12 protein-coding genes are annotated in these 14,661 nt (G+C 62.0%); 6 read left to right on the top strand and 6 right to left on the bottom strand.

Annotated features, from left to right (window positions below; all coding sequences use genetic code 11):
* The first annotated feature begins 1 nt into the window (after position 1).
* Entirely contained in the window at positions 2-592 is a 591-nt protein-coding gene (locus SARO_RS17410) for a PIN domain-containing protein (RefSeq protein ID WP_010890901.1), read from the top strand.
* A 236-nt stretch (positions 593-828) separates the two neighbouring features.
* Positions 829-1,968, top strand: coding sequence for a Fic family protein (locus SARO_RS17405; RefSeq protein ID WP_010890900.1), 1,140 nt, complete (start codon positions 829-831; stop codon positions 1,966-1,968).
* On the opposite strand, the gene SARO_RS17400 is transcribed toward SARO_RS17405, so the two are convergent.
* From SARO_RS17400 to SARO_RS17390, 3 genes are all read right to left on the bottom strand, one after another.
* Positions 1,955-6,184, bottom strand: coding sequence for a strawberry notch-like NTP hydrolase domain-containing protein (locus tag SARO_RS17400; RefSeq protein ID WP_041551538.1), 4,230 nt, complete (start codon positions 6,182-6,184; stop codon positions 1,955-1,957). The two genes, SARO_RS17405 and SARO_RS17400, sit on opposite strands and share 14 nt — an antisense overlap.
* A 68-nt stretch (positions 6,185-6,252) precedes the next feature.
* Complete coding sequence (locus SARO_RS21405) at positions 6,253-7,095, bottom strand: DUF7146 domain-containing protein (RefSeq protein ID WP_010890898.1); 843 nt, start codon at positions 7,093-7,095, stop codon at positions 6,253-6,255.
* A gap of 73 nt (positions 7,096-7,168) precedes the next feature.
* Entirely contained in the window at positions 7,169-8,473 is a 1,305-nt protein-coding gene (locus SARO_RS17390; protein WP_010890897.1) for a replication protein RepA, read from the bottom strand.
* A 553-nt stretch (positions 8,474-9,026) separates the two neighbouring features.
* Here SARO_RS17390 and SARO_RS17385 point away from each other — a divergent pair.
* The 3 genes from SARO_RS17385 to SARO_RS17375 all read left to right on the top strand — a co-directional run bounded on the left by SARO_RS17385 (position 9,027) and on the right by SARO_RS17375 (position 11,853).
* Positions 9,027-10,232 (top strand): AAA family ATPase, encoded by a 1,206-nt coding sequence (locus SARO_RS17385; RefSeq protein ID WP_011906626.1) that lies wholly within the window; start codon positions 9,027-9,029, stop codon positions 10,230-10,232.
* A 231-nt stretch (positions 10,233-10,463) separates the two neighbouring features.
* Positions 10,464-11,447 (top strand): ParB/RepB/Spo0J family partition protein, encoded by a 984-nt coding sequence (locus tag SARO_RS17380; protein WP_010890895.1) that lies wholly within the window; start codon positions 10,464-10,466, stop codon positions 11,445-11,447.
* A gap of 127 nt (positions 11,448-11,574) precedes the next feature.
* A complete protein-coding gene (locus tag SARO_RS17375) occupies positions 11,575-11,853 on the top strand; it encodes a WGR domain-containing protein (RefSeq protein ID WP_011906627.1) in 279 nt (92 codons plus the stop codon).
* 6 nt (positions 11,854-11,859) lie between these two features.
* Here the strand turns inward: SARO_RS17375 and SARO_RS17370 are convergent, their stop codons facing one another.
* Complete coding sequence (locus tag SARO_RS17370) at positions 11,860-12,798, bottom strand: hypothetical protein (RefSeq protein WP_011906628.1); 939 nt, start codon at positions 12,796-12,798, stop codon at positions 11,860-11,862.
* Between the two features lie 248 nt (positions 12,799-13,046).
* Here SARO_RS17370 and SARO_RS17365 point away from each other — a divergent pair, with 248 nt between their 5' ends.
* Positions 13,047-13,934 carry a recombinase family protein gene (locus SARO_RS17365; protein WP_039336903.1) on the top strand — a complete coding sequence of 296 codons (888 nt, stop codon included), beginning with the start codon at positions 13,047-13,049 and terminating at the stop codon, positions 13,932-13,934.
* A gap of 23 nt (positions 13,935-13,957) precedes the next feature.
* Here SARO_RS17365 and SARO_RS17360 read toward each other — a convergent pair whose 3' ends face one another.
* Both SARO_RS17360 and SARO_RS20385 read right to left on the bottom strand, forming a co-directional pair.
* Positions 13,958-14,242 (bottom strand): DUF6768 family protein, encoded by a 285-nt coding sequence (locus tag SARO_RS17360; protein WP_010890891.1) that lies wholly within the window; start codon positions 14,240-14,242, stop codon positions 13,958-13,960.
* Positions 14,243-14,641, bottom strand: a complete 399-nt coding sequence (locus SARO_RS20385; protein WP_218119692.1) for an RNA polymerase sigma factor — start codon at positions 14,639-14,641, stop codon at positions 14,243-14,245.
* Between the last annotated feature and the right edge of the window lie 20 nt (positions 14,642-14,661).

Genomic DNA, 14,661 nt, shown 5'->3' with positions numbered 1-14,661 from the left:
CATGTTCGCCAATCGCTACACAGCTCTGGTAGATGCCTGCACACTGGTCAGCGCCCCTAGGCGGGACCTGCTCCTCACGCTGGCCGAAGCGGAGTTCTTCCGGGTGCGATGGTCGCAGCGGATTCTCGATGAAACGCAAAACGCACTGGGCAGGATTTTCGCCGAGCGCGGCATCGAAGATTCTGCCTCGCGCGCGGCGCGCTCGGTCGGGGCCATGCACCGCGCCTTCCCGGAAGCGCTGGTAATGGCTCCCACTTCGCTTGCGTCGATGACCTTCGGTCTTCCCGATGCGAACGACGAACATGTGCTGGCGGCAGCCGTCCAGACACAGGCCCAAGCGGTGGTCACGGAGAACAACGCGGATTTCCCCGAGGCAGTCCTGACGCCGCTCAACATCGAAGCACGAACTGCAGATGAGTTCATCGCCGACACCATTGCTCTTGATGAAGGCAAGGCGGTTGCCGCGATCCGAACATTGCGCACTCGGCTTACGCGACCGGAAATGTCTGCAGAGGGCTACCTGAGGTCGCTAGAGGCGCATGGGCTATTCGTCACTGCCTCACTGCTCAACAACCACATCGAATCCATCTGAGGTCCATTCGCGTCTCGATCGCTGACGTGAGGTAGGCCGGTCTAACAGCACAGTCCTATTTAACATCGCTGATGTTAAATGCGCTCAAGGCACCCCTGCGCCGATCAAGGCCTCGGTGAAGCGCCCCCAGCACTTGCGCTCGGAAATCGGCGGCAAGCGCCCCGTGAGGCATAAATCATGGCTTTATGCCTCATAATGAGCTATCGAGTGAGTTATAAAGCGGGAACGAATGCCTCATGAAGTGGAATTGGCAGCAGCCGGACTGGCCTGATTTTCGCTGGAATAGCGAAGCCCTGGCCGTGCACGAGGCCCGTTTCCTGCAGCAATCCGGGATCATGATCGGCGTGGTGAAGCACCTCGGCGATGAGGACCGCACCAGCGTCGTGCTCGACGTCATGACCGACGAAGCGATGAAGACCTCGCAGATCGAAGGCGAACTGCTCAATCGCGACAGTGTCCAGTCTTCGCTGCGCCGCGAGTTCGGTCTCGAAACCGAAGCCCGCCGGATCCCGCCTGCCGAACGCGGCATCGCGGAAATGATGATGGCGCTCTTCCGGGACTTCGCCGCTCCACTGACCGAAGAGGTCTTGGGCGACTGGCATCGCCTGGTCCTGAGTGGGCGCAGCGACATCGACGTCGTTGGCCGTTACCGTGAGCACGAAGATGCGATGCAGGTCGTCTCGGGAGCCTTGCACAAGCCCACCGTCCATTTCGAGGCACCACCGTCGCGCGAAATGGCGGCGGAAATGGCGCGGTTTCTCGAATGGTTCGCGGCTACCGGCCCTGGCGGCGCTACGCCCCTACCCGGCCTAACCCGGTCTGGCCTCGCGCACCTCTACTTCGTGACCATTCACCCGTTCGAAGACGGCAATGGCCGTATCGGGCGCGCGATCGCGGAGAAGGCACTGTCGCAGGCAATCGGGCAGCCAAGCCTGATCGCGCTGTCGCAGACCATCCAGCGGCGGCGCTCGGCCTATTACGACGCACTCGAAGCGGCGAACAAGTCCAACGAGATCTCCGACTGGCTCGCCTATTGGGCTGAGACTGTCCTTGATGCGCAGACCCACAGCCTGGCGCTGATCGACTTCCTGCTGGAGAAGACCCGGTTCCACGACCGGTACCGGGGGAAGCTCAACCCGCGGCAGGAGAAGGTCATTGCGCGCATGTTCCGTGAGGGGCTCGACGGGTTCAAGGGCGGGCTCAGTGCTGCCAACTACATCACGATCGCCGACACCTCGCGGGCCACGGCAACCCGCGATCTTCAGGAGCTGGTCGCGCTCGGCGCGATGGGGCAAACGGGAACGCTCAAGGCCACCCGTTACCACCTGATCCTCGATGCTGTTGCCGGGACAAACCCGCCGGTCAATCAGGCGTAGTCCCTGGGCCCGTCATCGCCTGCAGAATGGCCTCGGCCTTGTCGGTTGGCACGAACACCCGGGTTTTGTAGGCGATGATCTCGGTGAAGCAGCCCATAGCCTTGAGCTCGGGGATGCGGGCCGCCTCGGCGCCGACGATCTCGATCCGGCGCGCCCCGTTCACCCGGGACGTGCGAACGGTGAAGTTCAGCGGATGCGGCGCCTTCCACGTGCCACCACCGAGAATGGCTTGGGCGATCTTGGCCGGGTCAGTCTGCGCTTTGCGCGAGACGCCAAGCTTCTCGAGCGTCGCATCGACGTAGAGGTCATGGACGTGCCGACCGAGCCACGAGGCGCCGGACTTGTCGACGATGCGGTTGACCGTCAGGTCCTCTTTAGGAAGCGCGCCCCAGATCGGCAGCAATAGCCCGGTCGCAAGAAACACCGTCTCGGTCACCAGCTGGTTCTCGTCAGCGGCGTATTCTGCTTCCCACAGCGCGCTGAACTTGGTCTGGGCGACAGGCTCCCAGGCGGTCTCGTCCAGCCTGCCCGCAAGGATGTATTCGCTGCGCAACGGGCGGACGAGTTCGAACCGGCGGATAAGCTCGCCCTCCTCGTCCATGTGCGACGGCGCAGGGATCGCGAGCGCGACCTTGCCCGACTTGGCGTTGCGCAGAAACAGCGGCTTGTTCTCGTATGAGGCCATTTTCAGCACGCGCTCGAGCGCGAGCAGCTTACGCCGCTGGGTCAGCGACAGTTCGAGGAGGTGCGAGGTCGCCCCCGTCACCGGATCGGTACGGATCACCGTGTCGGAGAGCACCTCGCAGGTCTCGGCCGCGACGGTCTCGACGCCGATATCGAAAGTCCCGGCCTCCTTGGCCGCCGACACCCGCGTCTCCACCAGAGTCAAGAACTCGTCGAAGATGGCATTCTGGACGGCGATCTTCATTGCCAGGATGCGATTGAGCCAGCGCTGGATCGGCGGCAGGTCCTCGCGCAGCACTCCGTCTTGGTCGGTGAGTTCAAGCCCGCTCATGGCCTGGAATTCTTTCAGCGACGTGCTCTTGAGTTTGCCGGTGGCCAGCAGCCCGTACCAGTCGTGCAGCGCGTGCTTGGCGTAGGCGCTCTCGAGGTTGTCTGCGGCATCGAACATCCCCTGCCCGCCGGTCTGGCGCTGGCCGCGCGTCAGCGCACCGAGCGCATCGAGCCGCCGCGCGATCGTGCTGGTGAACCGGGCTTCGCCTTTGCAGTCGGTGGTGACCGGCCGAAACAGCGGCGGGCAGGCCTGGTGGGTGCGGTGCGTTCGTCCAAGCCCCTGGATCGCGCGGTCGGCTCGCCAGCCCGGCTCAAGCAGAAAATGCACGCGGCGCTGCTGGTTCTTGGCATCGAGGCTCGCATGGTAGCTGCGGCCCGTTCCGCCGGCATCGGAGAACACCAGGATACGCTTTGCCCCCGTCATGAACGCGGTGGTTTCGGCAAGGTTGGTGCGCGGCGAGCGGCTTTCGAGGCGCTGCTGGCCGCTGCCATCGCGGACCAGGCGTTTGGAGCGCCCAGTAACTTCGGCCACCGCGCTGACCCCGTAGTGCTCTAGCAAAGCGTCGAGCGCGGTCGGGATCGGCGGCATCGCGCAGATATGCTCGATCAGCTGCTCGCGAGCGGCCTCGGCCTGCGGGTTGTGGACCGGGTTGCCGGCTTGGTCCCACATTGGCCGAGAGCGAACGTCGCCGAGTTCGTCGACGTATTCCTCCATCTGCCGGGTCGGGAAAGCGCGGGTGAGGTAGTCCACGATGGCCTCGCGGGGCGACAAGTCCAATTCCAGCGCCTCGCGCTCCTCGGGATCGAGCTCATTAAGCCGCCGATTGAGGATCGATTCCGCCGTGCTGACCAGCTGCACCACCACGCTTTCATCCTGGGCGAGGTGTTCGTCGATCGCCGGGAAGATCGAAGGCAGCTTCAGTGAGAGCAGCACCTGCGCGAAGAAGCGCTGCTTGGTGCCTTCGAACCGACTGCGCGCCGCCGCCTTGGCGCCGCTGTTGAGCGTGCGGTTCTCGAGGCCGTCGACCACGCCCGTCAGTTCAAGCGCGGCTTCAAGGTTCTGGTGGATGATCGTCCAGGCCTCGCAATAGGTGTCATAGATCGCGATCTGGTCGATGCTGAGGTCGTGGCGCAGGATGTCGTACTCGATCCCGGCGAAGCTGAGCGCGCGGGCGAGATAGAGCCCCGACGCCTTGAGGTCGCGCGCCACCAGTTCCATCGCCGCAATGCCGCCGTCGCGGATTTCGGAGATGAACTGCTCGCGGTTCGCAAAGGCCGTGCCCGGTCCCCACAGGCCAAGCCGCACCGCATAGGCGAGGTTGTTGACGTCCGAAGCACCGGTGGCCGAGGCGTAAAGCACGCGGGCGCGCGGCAGGGTGTTCTGCAGCAGCACTCCAGCGATCCCCTGGAGCGAACCCTGTTTCTGACCGAGAGCCCCCTCCCCGCCAGCGACACCGCCCATTTCATGGGCTTCGTCGAACACGATCACGCCTTCGAATGCGGGACTGGCCCAGCGCACAATCTGGTCGAGCCGGGTATCCTCGACACGGGCAGAGCGAAGGGTTCCATAGGGGACGAACAGGATGCCCTCGGGCGCGGTGATTTCCTCGCCGATCTTCCAGCGCGCGAGATCAATGATGTCCGATGGCAGCCCGCCGATCGCGGTCCAGTCGCGCTGCGCATCCTCGAGCAACGGTGCGTTCTTCGAGATCCAGATGTGCCGACGATTGCCCTTCAGCCATTGGTCGAGAATGCAGGCCGCCGCCTGCCTCCCCTTCCCCGCTCCGGTCCCGTCGCCTAGGAAGAAGCCGGTGCGGTAGAGCTGACCCTCGGGGTCTTCCTTGAGCGCCACCTCGCCAGCAGTTTGGCTGAAGCGGCCGTGGAGATCGCGGCTCCAGGCTTCGCCCGCGTAGATCACGGTCTCGAGCTGGGCCGCCGAGAGCAACCGCGCGGTCACCGTCCGCTCGGGCAGGCACGGAATGTAGCCGGGCTTGGGCGCGGCGATTGACGCCATGGCGGCGGATTCGACCAGATGGGACGGATGCTCACCTGCTTCGGGGATGACGACGCGCGAGGGGCGATAGTCGGCATAGACCCCGCGTTGTTCGCCCATTGCCGCGGCCTCCTCGAGCACTTGGTAGGCGACAGGCCTGACCTCGTTGGTCTGCGGTGCCCGCACGATCACCGGACGCGCCGGGCCGCTTTTCACCGATCGGAACAAGCTGAGTTTGGGCCGAACCACGGCAGCCGGACTGGCCACGCGCAGCGCAGCGCGTGGAGGAATAGGTCCTAGCGCCGCGAACAGCTCGCTTACGGACGCTCGATTGATCGTCGAAACCGAGGTCTCGCCCGGAACCTTGTCGATTACCAGCAACCGCACCGCAATGCCGGTGCCGTGCTTGGCGTAGCCGCCCTTGTCGAGCCGCAGCGACATGACGACCCGTGCGCCTTCCAGAGTACGGCGATAGACTTCGCCACCTCGTGCGGATTCAGCAAACCAGTCCGGCATGATCGCCACCACCCGTCCGCCGGGCAACAGATGGTCGAGTGCTGCGCGCAGGTGCCGTGCCGCTGTGTTCTGATCTTCGCCGCGCGACTGCGACACCGAGAACGGAGGGTTCATCACGATCACGCTCGGCCGAGCGGTCCCGGCGAGCAGCGCGGCAATCTTGGCGCCGTCGTGGCGATAGACTGAAGAGCCCGGAAATAGGCCTTCGAGCAGCTCAGCGCGGGTAGGTTCGAGTTCGTTGAGAAGGAACTGCTTCACCGCGCCTCTTGCCAGCGCAGCGATGATCCCGGTGCCGGCGCTCGGTTCGAGGAAGATATCTTCGGACCCGAGGCGCGCGAGATGGACGGCAAGGCACGCCAGCGCCGGCGGGGTAGAAAACTGCTGGAAAGCGATCTGGTCTTCGCTGCGCACCGTGTGGGTCGGTAATTCCCGAGCAAGCGCCTCGAGCGTGCCGATGGCAGCACCGGCGTCCATTCGGCCGACCAGTTCCGGAATTGCCATGGCCAGCGCCACCTCAAGCGCCTCGAAACTCTCGCGCTGGGTCCAGGCTCCCGCAGCATCGTTGCCGCCCGAGCTCTCGGTCATGGCCTCCGTGAGAGCCGCTCGATCGATGGGAATGGCGAGCAGGAGCTTGGCAGCAAGCGTTCGCGCAGCGCCGAGAATGGCGCTGCTGCCTGAGATCGTAGCGGTCATGGAGGTCTCCGGGAGAATTGTGAGGTCTGCTGCCGACCGGCGGCACATCCCCTGCAGCCCCCCTCCCCTCAGCGCTTCAGGAGCTGCGCCCAGTCGTTCATGCGTCCCGGTGGCCACTCGGTGTTGATCGCAAGGCCCGGTCGGGCCAATGCTTGCCGCGCACGGGCTTCGGCGCGGCGGCCTTCAGGGTCGTTGTCAGCAAGCAGGAACACGCGCTCAACGCTGGCCGGGATCTCGACCTGGTGGAAGCGCTTGGCGCCCATGGTGGCCCATGCCTGGATGCCGGTCAGTGAGGTGTATGCCGCGGCAGTCTCGAAGCCCTCGCAGAGGCCAATCGTTTTGCCCGGTGGTCCGTTGGTCCAGGCAGCGCCGATCGCTCGCCCGAGGACGAGCTTCTCGGTGTAGTGGGCCGTCGTTGGATCGAGGAATATCCGCTGGATCGCGACGATCTCGCCCGCCTTGCGCATCGCGACCAGCAAGGCTGGCTCAAACTGAACGAGCCTCCCCTGCCCTTTCGGACAGCGCGGATGAAATCGCAGGTCTTCAAGCGGTGCCCAGACGTTGCGGACTTCGCGGACATAGCGCTCGGCCAGCGTGCCCTCGATCTGACGAGCTGCCTGCCAAATCGCAAGAAAGGCTGATGGCTGGTGAGCCTGTCTGCCAACTACCTCAGCGGGGCCAACGCTTGGCAGGTCGGCGATCCTGCGAAGCGCTCGAAGAACATCGGTAGCATCACAACCGGCATGGCAGGTCACGAGGATGCTGCGATCGCCTTGCCTGATCGCCAGTGACGGCGTTCGGTCTGCATGGGACGGGCAACGACACATCGCGGTGTTGCCCGTCCACTTGCCACCTAGGCGGGCGACGAGGGTTCGGAGATCCGATGTAGGGTGATTGCTGATGAGGGGCATAACCGCCCAGCTCAGCCCTACTCCCCTCCCCCGACGCGAATCAGCCGTCGGCGATGTGCTCGGAAATCATCGGTCAGTTTGCGCCTGCCTGAGCGCGCCGGTCAGCATATTTGATAACGAAGGCCTCCCAGACCCTGAGCCACTCGGCATCAGTGCGCGCTTGCTTGATGCCAGGGAAGCCCGCACGAAAAGCGTTTGCCATGGTATCAACACACCACGGCTTACCTTTATCGAGACCGATCGCCCGAAACTTCGTCTCTCGGTCGCCGTATGTCAGGCTACCGCCCGGAAAATGCTGCAGAGGTTCGGTGGTCTTCGTTTCGCGAAGGGGCGTGCGAGCCATCTTCGGGACCGATGATCTCGGTGCGGTTTCCAACGCTGGTGCACCAATGACACGCAGGTGCGGACCGACGAGCTTTCGCTCCAATGGGGCTGGCGAAGGTCGCAACACCACCTTGCGACCGCTGAAATCGACATCTGCGTTGGGATACACCGCCGAAACCAACTGCATGGTCTCTCGCACGGTTTGCCGGAAACGCTTGCTGTCGGCGTCATTGCCCAAGTGCTTGGCCAGTTGATCCCAGGAGATTACTTGCCCCCGGTCACTGCCGATCCGTGGCAGTCGATACGCAAGGTAGGTATAGAGGTCGAGCGCAGTTGGGGTGCCCTTGAGCTCTCGAATAGCGACCTCGTTAAGCGGTACGGCATGATCAAGCAGGTGGCTGTAGAATGCCTCTGACATCCGAATTTCACGCGCAAATGCGCCGTTTTTCTCAAGCGATCCGGCGTACTCGTTGGAAATCTTCACATCCCGAACAGCGAATGCGTTGTCCCCACCCTCGTTACCCTCCCAGCGGATTTGCCATTCGCAGGCAAGCAGCCGGTCCACCTGCTCCCTCATCAAATTGGCGGTACCGCGAGGTCCATAGGAAACTGTCTGATAGCCAAGACGGCGCATCCACTCAGTGAAATTGCGACCCAAGTAGACGTCGCGCGAACGCTTCGTGACTGCTTGCGACAGCAGATAGATCAGCGCGACGCGCGGATAGGCCCCATACGGTACTCCGAGGCTTCGAAGTGTCGGCTTGCCATCGACGGTTTGCAATATGGGCCTGGGGTTGATCGCCAGCGCATACTTTCCGTCTTCGCGAAGGATGGGTTGCGTATCATCCTTCGGCCGCTTCGTGGGCAGGGACATCGCGCAAAGCGCTGAATGCAGAAATGCCGGTACGGGCTCTTCATCCTGAACCCTGAGAAACGCATCCATGGTCAGCTGAGTGCCGGCAGACTGCGCTAGTGACCTGACTCGCTCTTCACCACCGCCTAGCATTGCTAGAGCGTATTGATGTCCGATTGGACGCAGTGTGTCTCCGCTCATTGAACCGTCCCTTCCCGACTCATTGGAGCCCCGGGTTGGTCGTTAATCAACAGGTTTGATCTTCGAAAGCAAGGCCATTGGCAGTTTTGACGGATTTCCGGGCCTGAAACCTCCAAACACGCCGATGATCTCGGAGCGGTTTGTCGGCGCACAACAAAATCCAATGACCAAAATTCAAAAACGATTCGCGAATCGGATTTTCTTAGGAGATTCCTTTAGTAGGTATGGGCTCCGAGATCATCGGTCTCAAGAGAACCGAGATCATCGCTTAAATGCACTGAATTCATCGGTTTGCACCGAGATCATCGGTGATTGTCCACAGGGGGCCAAACTAGGCACACACGTCCTTGTGCGACCGCCGATGCGCGTCACAAGATTGAACTCCCTGCTCCCTGGCGACCAGTGACTTTTCGATCCGTCCTACCCCTCTGATTCGGCGCTAGCCTGAAAAGAGCACGGAGATCATCGGTCACTTTGTAAGATTGGTGGCCAAAGTTTGCTCAAAACTGCCAAGAGTGCTAATTCGCCCGCTCAATCTCACAAAGCGGTGACCATGGCCAGCGAAGCAGCGCTCGACGCACAAACCGATGAACTCCTGGAAGACGGCTTGGGGACCTTACATCGAAAGGCCCTCACCATCCTTAAGCGTATTCGCGATGGAGCCCTGGATCCGGAGACCGGCCAAAAGGTCGGGCCGTGCTACTCAATCTCGAAGGCGGCCGCGCTCGTCGGCCGAACTGCCTCTGCAATCCGTGAGGCCGAGCGCGATGGGCGACTGCCGCAACGCGATCGAACTGCGTCCGGCCATCGGGTCCAGTACACCTTGGAAGAGCTCGATCAAATGCGCGCCGTTTTCGGAACTCGCCCCTGGCGAGAACCAACCGACACGCCCGCGGTTATCTCCGTGTCCAATTTCAAAGGTGGTGTTGGGAAATCGACAGTCGCGCTGCATCTCGCTCAGCATTTCGCCATTCACGGTTACCGCGTTCTGTTCATCGACTGCGACAGCCAAGCCAGCTCGACGATGATGTTCGGATATCGGCCCGACGTGGATCTGACCGAAGACGACACTCTCTACGGGCATTTTCATAATCCCGAACTCCTCGGGGTGCGGTCCATCATCCGCAAGACTCACTTCTTTGGCCTCGACCTGATCCCAGCCAACCTCAAACTCTACAATCTCGAATACGAGATCGCGGGCTACCTGGCGCAGAATCAGAACTTCGACATCATCGATCTGATCGCCGAAGCTATCGATACGGTGGTCGACGACTATGACGTCGTTGTCATGGATCCGCCGCCGGCTCTCGGCATGGTCTCCATGGCGGTACTTCAAGCAGCCAATGCGATGGTCATTCCCGTACCGCCGAGTGTGATCGACTTCGCGTCTACCGTGTCCTTTATCGACATGGCTCGCACCACGATGAAGCAGCTTGAGCAAATCGCGGGCAGGGTGAAGCCAGCTTACAACTTCATCCGCCTGGTTGGGAGCAGAGTGGATGAAAGCAAGTCTATGCACCGGGAAATCCTGTCGATGATGCGGCAGGTCTTTGGCGGTTCAATGGCGACATCTGTTCTGAAAACCAGCGCGGAAATCGACAACGCCAGCTCACGCATGAAGACCGTTTTTGAGCTCGACAGGCCAGTGACCTCGCATGAAGTTCACAACCGTTGCATGAAGCATCTGAGCGACGTCTGCAGAGAGATTGAGACTGACGTCCTGCGCACTTGGGCGAGCAGGGCAGGGGAGGCGGTTTAGTCAAAGTTGCCACGTGGCAACTCGGGCATAAAACCGCATATTATCAACGTCATGTCAGTGAAATTTGATTGGTTGGTATGAGGCTTGAGGCGTGGGATTGAGGCAGTTTCTTGGGAATGTTGCCACGTGGCAACTTACCAAATCTGGCGGCCTCACAGCGGCTCATGGAGGGCAGTTGCCACGTGGCAACTATGCCTCCGGCGAATAAAGAAGAGAGGTTCGGGATACGATATGGCCAAGGGAAATCGGGGCTTCGGAAGCAGCCTGACGGAAGGGCTGGATGACGATATCGAGGTTGGCGCGCCGGCTCCCTCCGAAAGCATTATGGCAAGCCGCAGTCAGAGTTTGGCAAGGATCGCGGCAGGCAAAGTCGTGACCGACCGGACGGAGTGGGTTGATCCCGCGCGCTGCCGACCTTGGCGCCTTCATAACCGCGACCTCGACCATCTTTCCGAAGATAGCTGCCGCGATCTAATCGACGCATTTCTCTCCGCTAAGAAGCAGCGAATCCCGGCAATCGTCCGTCGCCTCAAGGACGACCCTGATCACGACTTCGAGATCATTGCGGGCGTTCGTCGTTGGTGGACGGTTCAGTGGCTGCGTACCCACCACCATCCCGAATTCGAATATCTCGTAACGATCCAGAACGTCTCCGACGAAGAGGCATTTCGGGTTTCCGACATTGAGAATAGGTCTCGGAAGGATATCTCCGACTGGGAGCGCGCGAAGGAATATTCCCGCGCGCTCGACGAGTTTTACAACTCAAACCAAAGTGAGATGGCCGAGCATCTGAAGATATCGAAGTCGTGGCTCAGCCGCCTGCTGGACGTGGCGCGGCTACCATCAGAGATCGTTGCTGCTTTCCCGGACACCCATGGCATTACCGTGCGGGTGGCGCGAGACATCAAGCCACTGACTTCTGACAGGCGCGCACTGGATCTCATGATCGCCGAAAGCCGTGCGATCGTGGCTGAGCGCGATGATCTTGGAACTGCGCTTCCCGCTCCAGAGATTGCGAAGCGCCTCATCCGCGCAACGGTCGCTCCAGTGAAGTCATCGAACTCCGATGCCGAAGTGAGGGGGGCGAATGGCAAGGTGATCTTGCGCTATGCGCATTCGGCGAGGGGAGGGCACACGTTCAAGGTTCCTGCTCGAAGCGGTGCATCAACGGCTGAGGTTCTGAAGGCGATCGAGTCCGTCTTGCAGAAAAGCTGATCCAAATGCCCATCCTGACCGCTTGGGGGCGGTGCCCGAGATAAATCGCCTGCGTGAATCACTGAGACTCGACTGATTCAAAATTCCCGTTGGATTGCATGAATCCTCGTGCGGCATTTATGCGCGCATGGACACCCCGACCCACGGCAGCTTCATTTGGCTCGAAGCCGTCTGCGCAGAGCGCAATGTCGCCCGGCGCTATACCGTCGCGGTGAGCCGCGACCTGTTCGGGGCCTCGATCGTCGAGTTCGCCTGGGGGCGGATCGGCACTAAAGGGCAGGGGAGGGCGGTCTCGTTTGCCGACGAAAACGAAGCCGCACGCTTTGCCCGCCAGTTGCTCAAGCGCCGGGCGTCAGCCCCCAAAAGGATTGGCGTGCCCTACCGCGAGGTGTCGTTGGCGCCGTAACGCGCCTCAGGAGGCCCTGGGAGCCGCAATGGGGGCCAGGGCATGGTCACCGGGGCGCAGGGTGGCCAGATCGGCCCTGTCGAGCGCTGCGGCGGCCTGCGAGGCCGTTCGGCGGGTCACATCAAGCGCGCGGGCCAGTTCGGCGCGGGTGAGGGGTCCCAGGCTCAGGATCAGCTGCCACACCGCCGGCGCCTGCGATGAGGCGTAGAGCCCCGCCAATCGTTCGTCGCCCAGCGCAAGCGCTGTACGCACTGCGGCCAGGTCGGTTGCCACATCGGTCGCGGCCGCATCGATCGCGGAGGTCAGCAAGGCGGAAAGGGGCCTTTCCAGGTCCGCCTTGAATAGGCTGCGCGGGGCGAGACCGGCCAAGGCCAACGGTGCGGCGCCAAGCCCGAACACATGCGGGCGCATCGCCGCGGCGAGCGAGGCCGCCCAGGCGCTGCCCCGCGCCGCAAACCGCTGGAACACCTTGCCCTCGATCACCACCTCCTCGCTGCCCAGTTCGAGGAAGTCGATCTCATCGTCGCGCAGTTGCTCGAGCCATTCTTCCAGCGTCGCCAGCGGATCGCGTGCCGGCAGCAGCGCATCAAGCCGCGCCAGCGCCCGATCTGCCGGATCGCACGCGCTGGTGAAGCTCTCGGTCGTACCTTTGGCGGCGAGCGCGAGGCGCGCTGCGCGGGCGAGGGGAGGGGACCCGCGCCTTCCGATCCACGACAGGAAATCGCGCCGTTCGTTCGCGTACCACGAGCGGGTCAGCTCGGCCGCCTCGAGCCCGGGATTGTGCTCAGGGCCTTGGTTTTCCTGAGGAAAATCGCGGACATGGACGCGCCACAACCGCCTGAGCGAAGCCAGCGCCAACCCTTGCCCCACCTCCGCGCCCAGGAACGGCAGCGCCCCCTCGAGCCGTGCGAGCGCCAGTTGCCACGGGGGAGGGGAGGGTGCCATCACTGCCAATAATATAGGAATGGATCGAAAAGTATACTCTGCATTGAGGCCTTATTCTGGCCCCTTCCACTGTCCGATAACGGCCCATCACGGATACCTGCGCCGGCGTGATTTTCCCTGCTCGTTGGTCCCAATACCGGCGGAAAGCCGCGGAATCACGTGGTTGCTCGGCACTAGCCAAGAGCGACAGAAGATTATATCTAACGGGGGCAACCGTTCTGATGGGACCATTAAATGGAATGTGACAAATAGCATTGATCGGCTACGCCCGCGTTTCCACGGATGAGCAGGATACGGTCGCCCAGCAGGATGCCTTGCGCGTGCAAGGTTGCGTGGAGATCTTCGAGGACAAGGCGAGCGGTGCCAGCAAGGAACGTCCAAACTTAGCACGTGCACTCGGACGGGCGGGGCAGGGCGATACCCTGCTGGTCGTAAGGATTGACCGCTTGGCTCGTTCGCTGTCGCATCTGCTGGAGATCGTCGAGACCCTGCGAGGAAAGGGCGCATACTTCCGTTCGATCCACGACCCGATCGACACGTCGAGCGCGCAGGGCATGCTTATGACCCAGATGCTTGGTGCGTTTGCCGAGTTTGAACGAGCCCTTATCCGGGAACGGACGCGGGCAGGCATCAAGGCTGCCGTCGCCAGGGGAGCGAAGCCTGGCAACCCGAGAATGCGGGAACGTGATCCCGTGGCGATCTCGAATATTCGCGTCAGCCACAACGAGCGACATCTGAACGAACTGCTTGATGGCAGGCATCGCTGGCTGCCGACAGTCGAACGCCTCCGCCCACATTTGCCATGGGCATTGGTTCTGCGTCAGGTGCTGGCGATCACGCCACCGGTCCGTTCGTTCAGCGAGCGAACTCTGGTTAAGGCGTGCCGTAATTTGGTGCGTGCAAGCGTTGCCAACCCCGCGATTCTGCAGAAGTCACCGCGATTGCCGCCCGATACACGGGTGGCCCGCCTTGTTGCCGACCGTCTCAACACACATCCCGATGCAACTCTGCGCGACATCGCCACTTGGCTTTCTCGGGACTTGAGGGAACCGACACCCCGAGATGGCCTTTGCTGGACACCCGAGAGCGTTCGTCGAGTCATCTCGCAAGCGCGAGCCTTGCATCTCGTTGCTTAATCCTTGCCATACTACCGGGCGATTCAAGAGTGGCCTGTGTCGCGCAAAACCGAGAGTTCGAGCCGGTGGAGCTGTGCGAGCATCCTGTTCACGTGGATGACGGGCCACAGCGCGAGCTTGATCATCAAGGACATGATGAGGAGCACCGCGGCAGGGATTCCCCACTTCACAGCAGTAAGGGCATCGGCAGCGGCGAAGAAACCAATTGCGGCCCAGACACCGGCACCGAAGAGGACGAGTTGCGCGGTCATCATCATCATGCTTACCCAACCGGTGCGGCCCGAGAAGATTCCGATAAGTTGAGACAATTACGGAGGTTCTTGCTCGGTGCCTGCGCACGTGACCGCATCATCCCGCAGATTGGAGGCAAGAGCGCGGTCCGTTTGATTGCTCGCGATGAGACTGGCGCAGCGTCGCGTCACGATCCGATACGACCACGCCGGGAACGCACGCGCATCGCGCAGGGTTCGGATACCTTTTGCGATCTTGACCCACGCGGATTGTGCTGCGTCCCTGGCTTGTTCACGGTGGCCAAGCAGACGGCAGGCGTGCGCAACCAGTTTGGGGTGCCACTGCCGCGCCAGTCTTTCGAAGGACGTGTGGCAGCCGTCAATCGCGCGTTGCGCGATGCGAACTTCCTCTTCGCGATCAGGCCTGTTCTCGTGCGAACCATGCATCATGCAGGTAAGGTGGTCTGGATCACGCATTTGGTTCAATTGTCAGAGGT

Origin of the sequence: Novosphingobium aromaticivorans DSM 12444 (assembly GCF_000013325.1) — a bacterium.
Taxonomy (GTDB): domain Bacteria; phylum Pseudomonadota; class Alphaproteobacteria; order Sphingomonadales; family Sphingomonadaceae; genus Novosphingobium; species Novosphingobium aromaticivorans.
This window is presented reverse-complemented; position numbering and strand designations above follow the sequence as displayed.